At 45.2% G+C, this 15421-nt stretch carries 11 protein-coding genes and 1 riboswitch; of the genes, 5 read left to right on the top strand and 6 right to left on the bottom strand.

The features are described from left to right. Nucleotides 1-76: 76 nt before the first annotated feature. The 3 genes from AAA952_RS13565 to AAA952_RS13575 all read right to left on the bottom strand — a co-directional run bounded on the left by AAA952_RS13565 (nt 77) and on the right by AAA952_RS13575 (nt 2363). Nucleotides 77-829, bottom strand: a complete 753-nt coding sequence (locus tag AAA952_RS13565; protein ID WP_338257740.1) for a substrate-binding periplasmic protein — start codon at nt 827-829, stop codon at nt 77-79. Nucleotides 830-974: 145 nt separating this feature from the next. Then, complete coding sequence (locus AAA952_RS13570; RefSeq protein ID WP_131523605.1) at nt 975-1610, bottom strand: DUF2913 family protein; 636 nt, start codon at nt 1608-1610, stop codon at nt 975-977. A 99-nt stretch (nt 1611-1709) separates the two neighbouring features. After that, nucleotides 1710-2363, bottom strand: a complete 654-nt coding sequence (locus tag AAA952_RS13575; protein ID WP_338257743.1) for a peroxiredoxin-like family protein — start codon at nt 2361-2363, stop codon at nt 1710-1712. A 308-nt stretch (nt 2364-2671) separates the two neighbouring features. Between AAA952_RS13575 and AAA952_RS13580 the strand changes: the two genes are divergently transcribed. Next, nucleotides 2672-3010, top strand: a complete 339-nt coding sequence (locus AAA952_RS13580) for an ankyrin repeat domain-containing protein (RefSeq protein WP_338257745.1) — start codon at nt 2672-2674, stop codon at nt 3008-3010. A gap of 39 nt (nt 3011-3049) precedes the next feature. Further along, complete coding sequence (locus AAA952_RS13585; RefSeq protein WP_338257747.1) at nt 3050-3940, top strand: hypothetical protein; 891 nt, start codon at nt 3050-3052, stop codon at nt 3938-3940. Between the two features lie 117 nt (nt 3941-4057). On the opposite strand, the gene AAA952_RS13590 is transcribed toward AAA952_RS13585, so the two are convergent. After that, complete coding sequence (locus AAA952_RS13590) at nt 4058-5359, bottom strand: DEAD/DEAH box helicase (protein WP_338257749.1); 1302 nt, start codon at nt 5357-5359, stop codon at nt 4058-4060. Nucleotides 5360-5720: 361 nt separating this feature from the next. Next, nucleotides 5721-7289 (bottom strand): methyl-accepting chemotaxis protein, encoded by a 1569-nt coding sequence (locus tag AAA952_RS13595; RefSeq protein ID WP_338257752.1) that lies wholly within the window; start codon nt 7287-7289, stop codon nt 5721-5723. Nucleotides 7290-7821: 532 nt separating this feature from the next. On the opposite strand from AAA952_RS13595, the gene AAA952_RS13600 reads away from it, so the two are divergent. Beyond that, on the top strand, nt 7822-9087 hold the full coding sequence (locus tag AAA952_RS13600; RefSeq protein WP_168822982.1) for an HD-GYP domain-containing protein: 1266 nt from the start codon (nt 7822-7824) through the stop codon (nt 9085-9087). 186 nt (nt 9088-9273) lie between these two features. Here AAA952_RS13600 and AAA952_RS13605 read toward each other — a convergent pair whose 3' ends face one another. Beyond that, on the bottom strand, nt 9274-11061 hold the full coding sequence (locus tag AAA952_RS13605) for an aminopeptidase P family protein (protein WP_338257755.1): 1788 nt from the start codon (nt 11059-11061) through the stop codon (nt 9274-9276). Between the two features lie 393 nt (nt 11062-11454). Here AAA952_RS13605 and AAA952_RS13610 point away from each other — a divergent pair, with 393 nt between their 5' ends. Both AAA952_RS13610 and AAA952_RS13615 read left to right on the top strand, forming a co-directional pair. Further along, nucleotides 11455-12240, top strand: a complete 786-nt coding sequence (locus AAA952_RS13610; protein WP_028761333.1) for an ROK family protein — start codon at nt 11455-11457, stop codon at nt 12238-12240. A gap of 349 nt (nt 12241-12589) precedes the next feature. Further along, nucleotides 12590-12678, top strand: a riboswitch (cyclic di-GMP riboswitch). A gap of 113 nt (nt 12679-12791) precedes the next feature. Continuing rightward, nucleotides 12792-15398 carry a glycosyl hydrolase family 18 protein gene (locus AAA952_RS13615; protein WP_338257758.1) on the top strand — a complete coding sequence of 869 codons (2607 nt, stop codon included), beginning with the start codon at nt 12792-12794 and terminating at the stop codon, nt 15396-15398. Nucleotides 15399-15421: the final 23 nt, after the last annotated feature.

A 15421-nucleotide genomic window follows, 5' to 3' on the forward strand; every position in this document is an offset into this window, starting at 1 on the left:
CTGCTACCTTATTGATATTGATTAAGCGCCTTCGGGCGCTTTTTTATCGCAAATATCTCATATAGCTAGCGTGAAATTAGCTTGCCAGCGTTTGAGTGTACTTTTTGATGATTTCGTCAATTTTACCATTGGCCTTCAGTGTCGCTATGGCTTGATTGATGGCAGGAAGCAAATCGGCATGTTCTTTTCGCAACCTAAACACTAAGTCACCATCAGAATGCACTGCCGCCAGTGCGACAGGGATCCGCAACGGAGTCGACCAATACAAGGCTGGGTAATTACCAGCAATAACGGCATTGACTCTGTGTTTATCTAAGGCTTTGATCAGCTCCTGCTCTGAGGTAAAGTCAGCACGGATAAAATCTTTATCGTCGTGATATAAATAACCGCGCACTGTACCTATTTCTTGGCCTTTTATCTGGCTGATATCTTTATATTTACTGACATTCTCTGGCAATGTGACCACATATTCAGTGATTTGCATTATGGGGGCCGATTTGACAAACAGCGGCCCTAAATCCTGCTTTTCAAACCAACTAGGGCTGACGATATCAAAGTCGAGTTGACCAGTTTCTAGCGCATTATTGGTGCGCTTTGGCGGCAGGGCGAGGATTTCACCTTTGATTTCAGCCATAGATAAAATCATCGGAATAAGCTCAGTGATCATCCCCGGCGCCTCGGCTTGGTCGCCGATAAAATACGGATACCAAGAATAGGAGCCAGTGATATTGTATTTGAGCTGTTCCGCAAAGGCGTGCTGTTGAGTCAAGCAAAGGGTGAACAAGGCAAATCGAACTAAGTGTTTATACTGCAAACATCGCTTAACCATATTGCTTTTATCCTTGTTATCTCTGCTTTAGCCAAGACCTATCCGATGGTCATTCTACCTAAACTATGTGAATGAATTGTTTATTGGATCACAATCAGTCACATCCGCCATATTCAAGCTATTTTCTGCTTTTCGCTATTACACCTTAAGCCAATAGCTGACACAGGGCAGGTTGCTGATTTTTAGGGAAAATTTGATAGGTTTTATGGTGCTTAATCAAGCTAGTTTTTTTATTGCCTTGGCTGAGCAATAACCCATGGGACAGGGCGATGCGCGTTAGTGTCTGTTCATCGGCGCGGACATATAAGTTGATTGGCTTGATCAGCTGATTGTCTTTAATATGTTGATTAAATTCTTTGGCATCAATCACTAAGCTAGATTGACCATCACCATCGAGTTTCAGCTTGGCACTGATTTCAGTGTCAGTAAAGACTAACCAATCGGCTTGTTTTAAGGTTTCTATCATGGCATTTAATGCCGTGCCTAAAGCGGGTTCAGATGTCTCAACTGATTGATATTGATACACTATCCTTTCTAGTAAACGCTTGAGTTCGGCGCCCGCACCTTGGCTGCGAGCCAAACGTATCCAAGCCGTGAGATCGTCGGCTACCAGTTTAGAAAAGCGTTTTTCCTTTAAGGACTCGACCATCCAATTACACAAAAAATGACTTTCCTGCGCAGAGGTGCGCTGGGCTTTCTTGGTCTGTGCTGAAGCGGTTAAATCGGCAAGACCCGCAAGGGCGAGTTCGAGCACAGCTTGGTTATAGGTTTGAGAATTCATTATGACTCCGCCGCGGGCTGAAGTGATGTTATCTATTTGAACTTGGACGATATTGATTGCGGCGGAGCTAGTTTAGCAAAGCGGTCGTTAAACCGATATTTATTCTTGCGATCCCACCAAACTCGCGGCGGTTAAAATCAGCTTTGGCGCGGGCCTTACTTTGTAGTTTGGGTTGATATATTGAAAATGAATCAATCCCTTGTCGTCGCTGATATAAATGGCGGGTACAGGTAAGACTAAACGTTTGGCACCTTCTGGGGTTATCCATAAAGGATTCTCGAGCTTAAGGCGTGCGGTATAGGTTTCAGTCACTTTTTCGCTAGTGTAAAAAGCTAAACCAAAGGCTTGGGATGCCAGCATTTTTTCATCGGAAAGCAGCAGATATTTAAGTTCATTTTTTGCCGCCGAAGCCTTAAGTTGAGCAGGCGTATCGGGTGAAATCCCCACTAACTGAAAGCCCATTTTTAATAACTCAGGCTCAATCGCTTTTAGTTGCCCCATTTGATTGTTACAAAATGGGCACCAGCCACCGCGGTAAAAGAAAAAGATGGTCGGTTTTTGCTGGGTTAATTCTGCTAAATCGACCGTTTTGTCATTGATATCTTGTAAGTTTACCTTAGGGATTTGCTGACCATTAAGTAGCGGACTGATGGAAAACTCATCCTTAGCAATGGGTTGCGCCATAGCCGTTAGACTTGTTAGTAGTAAGATGGTTGTGAAGTAAAACCTGTGTAACATCGAAGTGGTTTGCATATAAAGTCCTTAATTTGGTTTTGTTTTCTTCGTTTTTTAAGTCGTTGTTGTTAATATTTCCCTCGTTTTAGACAAAGAGATATTGCGTAAATCTGTATTTGTTATGCCTTACTCGCTTATAGAGTGGTTCGAGTTAGCACTAAACGGGTATGAGCATTAAAAGAGCGGCAATTGCCGAACATTCTTACAAGCCAATGCAGATGATTGCACCAATGTGATACCGATGGGGTTTGTTGGTGAGGTATTTATAACGGTAACCATTTGGATTTTATCGCGATTACAGCGTAGTGTTAGAGTGGTTAAAACGAGTGAGCGACAAGCTGATGGGGCAAGCCTTAATTGATGCAGTGGTAAAACACGATATCATTACCGTAAAACAGTTGATCAAACAGGGTGTTGATGTCGAATATATCGACTCACAAAATATGACGGCTTTATTGCATTGCTGCCAACTGCAATTACTCGATATTCTCATGTTACTGGTTGAAGCTGGGGCCGATGTCCATCATGCCAATAACTTAGGTCACCTTCCTGTTGAGCTGGCCCATTGGCATGGCGAGTTTCATATGGGTAGTTATACCGCCATGAGTCAAAAAATGGTGAAGTATTTGGAGCGCTATGGTGGCGTTCAACGTGGTCATCGATAAATTGTATTGCACTTCAATATTCAATCACGGGAGCTGTAAATGGATAAGGGATTATTTAAAATATTAAAGAAAATCTATTTTAAAAAGTCTTATATCAAAGACGAAAATGGATATATGCAAAGAATAGATAATGGAGATCAGTTTGATTGCGAGTCTGGGACTACATACTATTCTAATGCCGGTTTATCTAATGCAGAAATACTAACAATTGAACAGAGTGGTTATCCTGTTAATCAGATAATCAAATATAGTCATGATGAATGTATTAACGCTTATAAAACGTTGCTTGAGCATCCTCACTTATCGATTGAGAATTTGATTTCGGCATATATATGTGGCTTTTCAAGTTTTCCAAGAGGAAGACAACCCATATTAAGTTATTTGTTCGCTCAAGCGGTTCCAGAACATAAAATGGTCAGCGAAGGGGATGTTTGCCCCGTTTGCTCAATAAGAAGAAATGTTTGGATAGAAAAAGGGCATAAAATATTCAGTTGCTATGCTGGGAGTGTATGGAATGAAAGGTGGTGTGGCAATCTCGTTGAATTAGAGGAGTTTACTGCCATTTCACCTTGTACTCCGACGTCAGAGGATATCAGTATATTGATATCGTTAATCGATATGATCCGTCAAGCTCCTCAAGATGAAACACCTGGAAAATTAGAACAGCGCATCAAGAAAGCTAAAATTATTCCTAACTATGAGAAATATAGTTTTCGCGGACAATTAATGGTATTGGCTGAATTGGGAATTATGCCAAATCCGTATGTAAAACCTTTATATGATGGATTCACCCATTTTACCGATATCTGTAGTGTGAAATACCCTGGAAGTACTCGATCGGATATTATGCTTCCTCTCGCGGGGTGGCGAGGCGAAAATAGTATAAATGAAACAAGGCTTCAAGCGTTATTGGGTAACATAATACGGTGAGATAAAGGTTACCAAGGTTATTATTGAGTGAGTATAAAAAAGCGTCCGGTTATGGACGCTTTAAAATCGCTGTTTTATCAATATTGACAAACACTGATAATATCAATCAACGGATAATTACTTAAGTTTTTTTGCCTTGCTCGGTGCTTGACCAACCTTCATTTTTACGCGGCGGCCCTGCATGTTTTTCTCAGCAGCAACTTGAGCGCCGACGTTGTCGGTTCTTTGTTGCTTTTTGGCAAAACTGCGGCGGGTTTGTAATTGCTTTAATAGCAATTCGCGGCTGCCAACTTCATAACCTGGCACAGTGACGCGGCGAATCTGTTGGCCAATCAATTTTTCGATATCGGCTAACGTGCGCTCTTCTTCGCGGCTCACAAATGAAATGGCTACGCCTGTTTTTCCTGCACGGCCTGTACGACCGATACGGTGTACATAATCTTCTGCGAGGAAAGGTAAGTCATAGTTGACTACGTATTCAAGGCTTGGAATATCCAGACCACGGGCGGCGACTTCGGTGGCAACCAGTACGCGCACATCACCCGCCACAAACTCACGCAGGGCGCGGCGACGACTGCCTTGGCCTTTTTCACCGTGGACCACTTCAGATGTGATACCATCTAAGTTTAATTCTTTGACTAGTGTATCGGCGGCTTCACGGGTCGCAGTAAACACCAATACCTGTTGCCAGTTTTTCTTGCCGATAAGCTCAGAAAGCAGTTCGCGTTTACGGCGTTGTTCAACCGGATAAACTACTTGGCTAACGGTGTCGGCTGTAGTGTTTTGTTTATCAACGCTGATCACTTGCGGTTTAACCATCATGTCGTTGGCAAGTTTTTTCACCGCACTTGAGAAAGTGGCCGAGAATAACAAGTTTTGACGTTTCTTATTTACCGCTTGAAGGATTTTTTGGATATCGGCGCTAAAGCCCATGTCGAGCATGCGATCGGCTTCGTCTAGCACTAAAAAGTCGACGTTCGACAGGCTTAAGTTACAGGCGGTAAGGTGCTCAAGTAAGCGACCTGGGGTGGCAACAATCACATCGGCGCCGCGTTTCAGCTTTTGCGCTTGAGTCTCAATCTTTACGCCGCCGTATATGGTTAAGACGCTGAAGTTTAAGTATTTGCAGTAAGCCGTAACGTTGTCAGCCACTTGAGCTGCAAGCTCACGGGTCGGCGTAAGGATTAATACGCGGGCATTCGATTTTAGCGTTTCGCTTGGTTTTTCAACCATCTTTTGCAGGATCGGCAGCGCGAAAGCGGCGGTTTTACCCGTACCGGTTTGGGCACTGGCTAAGACATCTTGGCCGCGGCGGATAGCAGGTATCGCTTGCTGCTGAATAGGCGTCATTTGTTGATAACCGCAATCTGAGATAGCGCGCAAAATCTCGGGGGAAAAACTAAAAGATTCAAATCTCATTTTGGATTCCTATCGTTCACTTATTCAAACATTCAAGCGCCACTAGCCTCTTTATCACTCGTCTAAAGGAGAGAGGTGTACCGGCTGGCTCATTCTTCCACACAGATTTTATAAGAAAAATGGCGGGCGCGGAGTATAGCAAAAATTTCGGTTAAAACCTGTACTTTTTAGTGTTTTGGCATTTTATCTGCACCATTTCATCAGGAGGGGATAAAAGGCTTGGCACTGGTTCAGGTGGGCTAGGTCTTATTGATCTATACAAGGGTTGAGTAAAATATGGACTCAACAATACGGATTAAAGCTCGCTATATTAGAAAATACCGCAACCTAGGCTGCGGTATTTTGGATCTTGTATTTATGTTTAACCGAAGGTGCGCCTCAGGCCAAGGGCTTTTTCGGCATTGTGTTTAAGAAGATGGGCTGCATCACCAATCAGATGGGTTGCGGCTAAGTTCTCGGCGCTGGCATGGGTGATGGAGTGAATATTACTGGCGATCTCATTGACCACTTGACGCTGTTGATCGGCTGCCACTGCATTTTGTTGGGCAAAGGTGTGGATATCACTCACTTCTTGGTAAATGGTGTTTACATTGTCGGCGGACAGTTGAATATCGCTGGCACAACGCTCCGCATGTTGACGGCTTTGTTCCATTTCTTTGGCCCATGCGTTGAGCATAGTGAACATCTTATCGACACTCTTAGAAATACTGTTGGTCGATAGCTGGGTTCTGCTCGATAGAGCGCGTACTTCATCGGCGACCACGGCAAACCCACGGCCTTGCTCACCCGCACGGGCAGCTTCAATCGCGGCATTGAGGGCGAGGAGATTCGTTTGCTCGGCAATCGAGTCAATTTCGCCCATCGCATTAGCGACTTGCTCGGCTTCTTTATTTAATTGATGGGCATTGTTGGTGGCATCGGCAACAGACTTTGCCAGTTGCTCCATTTTTTGAGTGTTGGCCTTCATGTTGGCACTGCTTTTAAGGCAGAGATCATAGGCGGTATTGATGCTGGTGGACGTGAGATGTGTATTCTGCGCCACTTCTGTGATGGTTGAACTCATTTCTTCCATCGCGCCAGAGAGCTGTTCTAGCTGATTTTTCTCTTGATCTAGGCTGACATAGGTTTGCTCGGTCGCGACCACTAATTGATCGGCAATTGCATGTAATTGATTGGCTTGATCTTGGGTGCGCCCCAGTACGCCATTCATTTTGGCCTGTAGCATGATGAGCTGGAAATCGAGGATAGAAGAGGTATCTGCACCCGAGTAAATGTAACGACTGATAGAGTCATATTTGTTTTGCATTTCAATCAGTTTAGCGGGAATACGAAAAGCCTCATCGTAGAAAATGGCGAGGTTTAAACTCATCAGAATTGCCCCTGCGATAATTACGCCCCAGCCCCAAAAGTAGCCAGCGATCAGTAAACCTGTGGAGGCTACAACCGCAGATACGATACGTTTTTGCATTAAACTTAAGGGTTTAGGAATGGATTTGTCTAATTTGAGTCTTTGGTAAATCTCATTAGCTTTCGTGACGTAGGTGGCTTGAGGCTGAATGCGTACCGATTGGTAACCGATAATAGTGCCGTTTTCAAACAAGGGCGAAACAAAGGCATCAACCCAATAGAAGCCACCATTCTTACAGCGGTTCTTGACTATGCCGCGCCAAGATTGGCCTGACTTAAGTTTTTCCCACATTTCTTTAAAGGCGGCGCTCGGCATATCCGGATGGCGCACCAGATTGTGGGCACTGCCAATTAATTCTTGGGCGCTATAGCCTGAGATTTCGGCGAAACGGGCGTTAACGTAAGTGATGATACCGCGGGTATCTGTAGTGGAAATGAGTTCATCCTGTGGTGTTAAGCGGATTTCTTGATCTGATCTCTGTGTATTAACTATTTTATTCGCTGAGGCGTTACTCTGGCTCATTTAGTGTGTCCATTCAGGGCCGATGTGGTTCATTAGGGTTCAGGACGCGGTGTTAGGCGCGAATTTTCTTGTGCTGACTCTCATCGGAGTAAGCTTGTTATGTGATAAGAGTATCATTTTTGTGTGGGTATAGGAGAGCGGTTTCTCATGGCTGACTGGTGAAAATCAATCGTTCGTCGTATTTATAAGCTATTGCAATATATAAAGTTTTTAAGTAGCGAGAATGTGGAGTTAAACGAGCGTTTATCCTGTTAAATCGTTAATTCTAGTATTTTGTATAGGGTTATTCTTTTATGTCTTGAGTGGGTATTTGTCATTCATCTTAAATATAAATTATGTTCGATGATATTGGGCTAATGTCGTTGATTCGGCTTGATATCGCAGTATTCATGGAGCGCTTTATTGGCCTTAGTCTATTCTTTAATGGGCAACAAAAGATGGCTTATTTTTTCCTTGCTTCAGCGGTGTATCTTGATTTTGCTCTTCTACTTCATTAGCTCACAGCGGGAATGCTACATAAGAGGAACTTCCCATGGCGATATCACTTAGGCGTGGTGTAACTAAATTAGCCACAGCGTCCTTGGGAACAGCGGCGGCACTGCCACATTGGCGACGTTTGATCTTTGAACGTTTATTTGGCTTTCTAGCGATTCTCTGCGTGCCTGTATATATCACTAGTGTGTATTTATGCGTCATCGCCGATCTCTGGTTTATGGTGGTATTTGATACGCTGGCTTATCTGTTTTTACTGCTTTTACTGTATTTTCCTAAGCTTGCTGATAGTACGCGTTTTGGCTGTGGCTGCTTGCTGGGTTTTGCTATCGGCATCGGTTTTTTAATTGCGATTGGCCCTTCGGGAGCTGGTTTTTTCTGGTTATTTATTTTCCCGCCGTTAGTCGGTATTTTTTTAGGAAATCGAGCCAGCTTATATGCCCAGTGTTTGAATGGGCTAAGTTTGGTATTGATTGGTTTTGCCTATCATTTTAATTGGCTCAATTGGCCTGAAACCCAAGGTTATAGTGTCGGTATTTGGGCCGTTGTCGTGGTCAATTTTATCGTGACCAATGCCATGTTGACGTTAACCATCACTTATTTATTAGGTAAGTTGGCTGACGCACTCGATTCAACCTTAGCATCACGCCAAGCTACCGTATTAGGCTTAGCTAAACTCGCCGAATACAGAGATAACGAAACGGGCGCGCATTTGCTACGTATGCGGCAGTATTCGAAAATGCTCGCGTCGCAGCGACTACTGGCCGCCAATCCTCCTGCAGAATTGAACGAAGATTATATTCAAGACATTAGTTTGTCGGCCATTTTGCACGATATAGGTAAAGTCGGTATTGCCGATGCGATTTTGCTTAAACCGGGTAAATTAACGCCGCAGGAGTTTGAGCAAATTAAAGCTCATCCTGTGATCGGGGGACAAGTGCTACGCAGTTTGTTGGAATATGCGCCCCAATGTACTTTTATTCAGATGGGCCGCGATATTGCCTCGGGTCACCATGAAAAGTGGGATGGTAGTGGTTATCCCCTTGGTTTGAAAGGTGAAGATATTCCGCTTTCGGCGAGGATAGTGGCCCTAGTTGATGTTTATGACGCGCTGACTTCTCCCCGATGTTATAAGCGGCCCTTTAGCCACCAAGAGGCTATCGACTTAATTATTGAAGGCAAAGGTCAGCATTTCGACCCTGAATTAGTCGATTGTTTTATTGAAATTCATCAGGACTTTGAAGTGTTGTCTAAAGCATCGCTGGATGATGCTTACCAGCCGATGGCACAACCTACTATGGTTTAGCGACTCATGTTTTTAAATCGTGTTTTTAAATCGTGTTTTGAAATCATGGTTTTGAAATAAGGCGTGGGTTTTAAAACACACAGATAGCGCTAAAAAAACGCCCAATGCTAATTGCCTTGGGCGTTCTATTTTATAGTGTGTAAGTGACTAATATAACGACTTAAATCGCTACTTATCAGCGGAGTGCTAAATTGCTTTAGTCACTTGAGTTAACCAAGCCAATTCATCACCCGACATTAACGGAGAAAGTGTATTGAAGACTTGCTGATGATAAGCATTAAACCAGTCTATTTCCCCTTGCGTTAACAGGCTCTTATCAATAAGGCGCGAATCCATAGGGATCATCGTCAGTGCATCGAACTCATACATTTCACGCTCAGCCCCTTTAAGTGCTTCACAGTGCTGAACGACGACGAGGTTTTCTAAGCGAATACCGAAATCGTCGGCGCGGTAGTAACCCGGCTCGTTGGAAAGCACCATGCCTGGCATCAGGGCAATAGCGTTAACATTCTTGCCTATGCGCTGTGGACCTTCGTGCACACTTAAAAAGTGGCCCACACCATGGCCTGTGCCGTGGTCGTAATCAAAGCCATGTTGCCATAGATATTGGCGGGCGAAGGCGTCGAGCTGCTGGCCTGAAGTGCCTTTCGGGAAGCGTGCTTGGTCTAGCGCGATATGACCTTTTAGCACCAGCGTGACCATTTTTTTATGCTCATCGGTCACTTCACCTATCGCAATGGTACGGGTCACATCTGTCGTGCCGTCAATATACTGAGCGCCAGAATCCACTAAGTAGATGCTGTCCATTGTCATCATGGCTGGTGTGCCATTGTTGTGATTGTAATGGCACATAGCGGCATTAGGACCGGCAGCTGAAATCGTGTCGAAACTTGGCTCGCGGTAACGCTCATCTTCTAGGCGAAAGCTTTCCAATTTATCCGCAAGGGTGGCTTCATCGTGCATGCGATTGGCCGCCACTTCGGCATCGAGCCATGCAAGGAATCGACTCACTGCGACGCCATCGCGGATATGGCAGGCACGCATGCCGGCCAGTTCTGCGGCGTTTTTCTGCGCTTTAGGTAAAGCGACAGGATCGATTCCAGCTATCAATTTTGCTCCTGCCTCACGGGCAATGTTTTGTGCCCAAGCGTTTGCAGAATTCGGATCGGCCAGTAGTTTTACATCCTGCATGCTGGCGAGTGTATCGGCAAGAGATGCCTCGCCCTTAAAGCTTACGCCAGCGCCAACATGCTCCTCAATGCCCTCTGGGAGTTTGCTTAAATCGGTGAAAAGCTGCATATCGCCATTGGCGTGGACCAGAGCACTGCCGAGTACAACGGGTAGTCGCGGTACATCATTGCCGCGAATGTTGAGTAGCCAGCAGAAAGAATCTAAGGCGGCGATTAAGGCAACATCACCACCGGCTTTTTTTACTAAGGCACCAATTTCAATGCGTTTTTGCAGGCTGGTTTTACCAGCACTCTCGTTGCTAAACAAAGTGATAGGCGCGTTCGACTGTGCTGGCCGATTCTGCCAATGCAAATCGATAGGGTTTTGTTCAACTGCAACTAATTCGATTTGGGATTTATTTAAGGTTGCTTTGGCATTTTCATACCAAGCTAAGGTGTGTAAGCGCGCATCGAAACCAACGCGAGATCCTGCTGGTAGCGTGTCACATAACCACTCAATTTGTGGTGTATCGGTTAGGCTTTCATAACTGAAAAGTGTGGCATCGACTTGCAAACGAACTTGAACCGTATAGCGGCCATCGGTAAATATTGCGGCTTTATCTTTCAATACGATAGCCATACCCGCCGAACCGGTAAAGTTGGTTGCCCAGTACAAACGTTCGTTATGTGCTGGCACATATTCGCCCAGATATTCGTCGGCACGGGGAATAATAAAAGCATCGAGATTAGCAGATGTTAATTCGTTACGAATAGCACCGAGACGGTTAGCGATTGATTGTGACATATGGGCTCCAATAGAGACTGGCATGCTATGCGAGTCGGTAGGCGAAGATCGCCTAAGGATGAATAGGTTTATGTTGATTTGAGTTTTAACCGGCTCGGATTATCGCAAGTCTAGCGCGCTAGATGCAAGGGTAGCGAATAAAGGATTTTGTATACAATCGTGAATTTGTGCAGGTAAGACGCTTGAGGTTATGGGGTTTGTTGTTAATTTATTTATGTGATTTTGAGCATGAAAAGTGAATTAAATAAAAGGTTGGTCATGTTTTAATTAGGACTTGTTCCTTAAAAATTAGCAACTTAAGTTTTATTCAATCGCTAACATTTGGACCCTATGCTAACATTTGCCATCTCTACTCGGGGTCAGAGTGGGGCACATGTATCAGTGGAGTAAGCGATGCAAATACTAACAATAGATGTGGGCGGTACCAAAGCCCTGTTCGAACTTCAGCTCGCGGGACATACAGAACAATATAAAATCCCCACAGGTGAAGGTTTTAAAATTGAAGAGTTAAATAATCAAATCGCGGCTTTTGAACGTGATTATGATTTACAGCATTACCAACTAGCGATTGCCGTACCTGGACTGGTACAAAATAATCGTTTGGTTTCTTGTAAATCTTTACCTGGACTCAATGGATTGAGCTTTGATACAGTCAAAACCCAGGGTGAGCTTAAGTTTATCTGCAACGATATCGATGCGGGTATGCAAGCGACTTGTGATGCCAAATATGCCTGTGAGTTATTGGTCATGTGCGGCACTGGGATCGGTATGTCTATTGCTTTTAATGGACAAGTCTTTACGGGAGCGACGGGCGTGGCGGGGGAGTTGGGGCCTTGTCGCGTGATGACAGAATCTGGCGAGTTTAGTTTAGAGCAACTGGCCAGTGGCGATTCAGTGCGCAGCCGTAAAATCTCCACTCAGGATGATTTATATCGCGCGGGCAGTTATCTCGGCATGGGATTAGCGTGGGCGGTTAATTTATTTAATCCCAATCGAATTTGGCTCGCTGGCGGTATGATGAATAGCGCTCCTTACTACAAAGGCTGTCTCGAAAGCTTAAAGCAAATGGCATTGAGCGCGCCCTTAGCTGAGATGAAAATCAATCGTGTCGATGATATGGAAACCTTGGTTTGCCGCGGTTTATCTGTGATGCTCGCAAGGGACTACCCCCGCGCATAAGAATAATAAATGCCCCGCGCATAAGGATCATAATGTTGCTCAACAATGGTTTGCGCCATGAATGTTTAGTGATTGAGTTTTAGCTGCATAAGCGACGTAAATTGTGAAATATAAAGCAGGACTTGTGATGTCTTTGGCATATCGAGTCCTGTTTTTTTATTCTTAAAGTATTCAGATGATCCTCATTACCCAAAGTAAATATTAGCGATAGTTTAATTTGCATAATTCCTTTCTTATCAGATGCCTAGTTCTATTTACGATTTTAGCCAATAACACAGTTGATAATATTTTGTTGCAATTTTATTGCGCTTACGCTTATGCTGATATTTGCAATGACAACGTTGTCATTGTGTGTAAAAGGCAAACCAGTTGAAAAACTGGGACGCAAAGCCTCCGGTCTAAGGGTTCGTCTGTACCTATGATAGCGGGGATACCACAGGTTTTTCTTCGTGCAGTTGTCAGTCGTTTTGCATGGTTTTAAGAGAGTGCTGTTTCCTGTCTACGCTTTGTTTGCCTTATTGATTCATATAAAAATTCAATAGGGATATCTCATGTTCAAGACTCAAATTTCAACATCAGCCTTGCTAGTGGCATCAGCGCTGGCATCTACCATCAGTGCCAGCGTTTTTGCAGCGGCGCCCGGTAAACCGACTTTAGGTTGGGGCGAAACTAAGTTCGCTATTATTGAAGTGAATCAAGCGGCTACCGCTTACAATCAATTAGTTACGGTGAAAGATGCCGCCGATGTCTCCGTCAGTTGGAACCTTTGGAGTGGCGATGTGGGCAATAAAGCTCAAGTGTTGCTCAACGGCAATGTAGTTTGGGAAGGCCCATCTGGCGCGTCGGGAACCGCTAACTTTAAGGTGAACAAGGGCGGCCGTTATCAGATGCAAGTACAACTGTGTAACAGCGATGGCTGTACGGCGAGTGATGCTAAACAAATCCTCGTGGCTGATACCGACGGCAGCCATTTAGTGCCACTCAATGCTCCCCTAAAAGAAAACAACCGTCCCTATGCTAATAAATCAGGCAAAGTGGTGGGAGGTTACTTTGTCGAATGGGGCGTATACGGTCGTAAATTCCCGGTCGATAAGATACCTGCGCAAAACTTAACCCATATTTTATATGGCTTTACCCCAATTTGTGGTGGTGATGGCATCAATGATAGCTTGAAAGAAATCGAAGGCAGTTTCGAAGCGTTGCAACGTGCCTGTAGTGGTCGTGGTGATTTTAAAGTTGCGATTCACGATCCTTGGGCGGCGATTCAAATACCGCAGGCGGGAGTGAGTGAGCATTCAGATCCTTACAAAGGTAACTTTGGTCAATTGATGGCACTTAAGCAAGCACATCCAGATTTGAAGATTTTACCTTCGGTCGGTGGTTGGACCCTCTCGGATCCCTTCTTTTTCTTCGGTGATAAAACCAAGCGCGATATCTTTGTCGCTTCGGTGAAAGAGTTTCTACAGACATGGAAATTCTTCGATGGCGTTGATATCGACTGGGAATTTCCAGGGGGGAATGGCGCTAACCCAAATTTAGGTAATGCCAATGACGGTGAAACCTATGTGACTCTGATGCGTGAACTGCGGGCGATGCTTGATGAACTAAGCGCCGAAACGGGTCGTACCTATGAGCTGACCTCAGCGATTAGCGCTGGTGACGATAAAATTCAAAAAGTCGATTATCAGGCTGCTCAGCAGTACATGGATTACATCTTCTTGATGAGTTACGACTTTAATGGTGGTTGGACTAATACTGAACTCGGCCATCAAACCAATCTGTATGAAGCGAGTTGGGATCCCAATACCCGTTACACCACAGCTAATGGCGTTAATGCGCTGTTAGGCCAAGGCGTGACCCCGGGGAAAATTGTGGTCGGTGCCGCTATGTACGGCCGCGGCTGGACAGGTGTGAATGGCTACAGTGGTAATAATCCTTTTACAGGGACGGCAACGGGCAAAGTGAAAGGTACTTGGGAAGCTGGTGTGGTGGATTATCGTCAGATAGCGAATGACTATATGGGAAGTGGTTGGACTTACAGTTACGACGAAACAGCTGAGGCGCCATCTTTGTTCAAGGTATCTACTGGCGATTTAATCACTTTCGATGATGCTCGTTCAGTTAAAGCCAAGGGGCAATATGTGCTTTCTAATCAACTTGGTGGGCTTTTTGCGTGGGAACTTGATGCCGATAATGGTGACATTCTGAATGCCATGCACGAAGGTTTAGGCCATGGCGAAGGAACTACACCACCGGTGAATAAAGCGCCAATTGCCAATGCGGGCGCGGATGTGAATGTCACAGGTCCCGCCGATGTGGTGCTCAATGGTAGCGGTTCGCGTGATCCTGAAAATGAGGCGCTAACGTATCTTTGGACTCAAGTGTCTGGCCCAACGATTGCCATCACAAACGCCGATATGGCGAATGCGGCGATTCAATTGGCTGCAACGCAAACTGATGTTGCCTATAGTTTTAGTCTCAAAGTGACTGATCCAGAAGGGCTATCTGCCACAGATTCAGTGACAGTGACTAACAAGGCAGATACTCCGAACCAAGCACCAGTGGTGAGTGTGGCAGCCACTGCAACAGTGGAGGCGGGTAAAACTGTCAGCATAGTGGCGAGTGCCTCTGATGCCGACGGTGATGCCTTAACCTACGCTTGGACTGTGCCCGCTGGCGTGTCGGCAACCGGACAAAATAGTGCCACCTTAGTGGTCACTGGGCCTAATGTCACCGAAGCGACCAGCTATGGTTTGAGCGTGCTGGTTTCCGATGGCGCCTTAGATGCGAGCGCATCGACGAATCTGACCGTGACGCCAAAAGTGATCGGTGGTGGTTGTGATGCAACCGATCCTAATGCCGGTAACTATCCTGCTTGGCAAACCAGTGTGGTGTACAACACGGGCGATACTGTGAGCCACAGTCAGTTGGTATGGAAAGCCAAGTACTGGACGCAGGGCAATACGCCATCTCGCACCGCTGATCAATGGCAGCTACTTAGCCAAGTTGCTCTCGGTTGGGATGCGGGTGTCGCCTATACTGGCGGGCAAACCACCAGCTATAACGGCCGTCAATGGAAGGCGAGTTACTGGACTAAAGGGGATGTACCGGGCGTTGCGGCGGTATGGGTTGATATTGGTGCTGCAAGCTGTCCTTAATTATTCAACATACTAATATTATT

The sequence above is a fragment of the Shewanella sp. M-Br genome, from assembly GCF_036245925.1.
GTDB lineage: Bacteria > Pseudomonadota > Gammaproteobacteria > Enterobacterales > Shewanellaceae > Shewanella > Shewanella oncorhynchi.

What these genes read in the sequence shown, in the direction of transcription:
- AAA952_RS13610 (WP_028761333.1), top strand. Translation starts at nt 11,455, where the DNA reads ATGCAAATACTAACAATAGATGTGGGCGGTACCAAAGCCCTGTTCGAA.
- AAA952_RS13600 (WP_168822982.1), top strand. Translation starts at nt 7,822, where the DNA reads ATGGCGATATCACTTAGGCGTGGTGTAACTAAATTAGCCACAGCGTCC.
- AAA952_RS13605 (WP_338257755.1), bottom strand. Translation starts at nt 11,061, where the DNA reads ATGTCACAATCAATCGCTAACCGTCTCGGTGCTATTCGTAACGAATTA.
- AAA952_RS13595 (WP_338257752.1), bottom strand. Translation starts at nt 7,289, where the DNA reads ATGAGCCAGAGTAACGCCTCAGCGAATAAAATAGTTAATACACAGAGA.
- AAA952_RS13565 (WP_338257740.1), bottom strand. Translation starts at nt 829, where the DNA reads ATGGTTAAGCGATGTTTGCAGTATAAACACTTAGTTCGATTTGCCTTG.
- AAA952_RS13615 (WP_338257758.1), top strand. Translation starts at nt 12,792, where the DNA reads ATGTTCAAGACTCAAATTTCAACATCAGCCTTGCTAGTGGCATCAGCG.
- AAA952_RS13575 (WP_338257743.1), bottom strand. Translation starts at nt 2,363, where the DNA reads ATGCAAACCACTTCGATGTTACACAGGTTTTACTTCACAACCATCTTA.
- AAA952_RS13585 (WP_338257747.1), top strand. Translation starts at nt 3,050, where the DNA reads ATGGATAAGGGATTATTTAAAATATTAAAGAAAATCTATTTTAAAAAG.
- AAA952_RS13590 (WP_338257749.1), bottom strand. Translation starts at nt 5,359, where the DNA reads ATGAGATTTGAATCTTTTAGTTTTTCCCCCGAGATTTTGCGCGCTATC.
- AAA952_RS13570 (WP_131523605.1), bottom strand. Translation starts at nt 1,610, where the DNA reads ATGAATTCTCAAACCTATAACCAAGCTGTGCTCGAACTCGCCCTTGCG.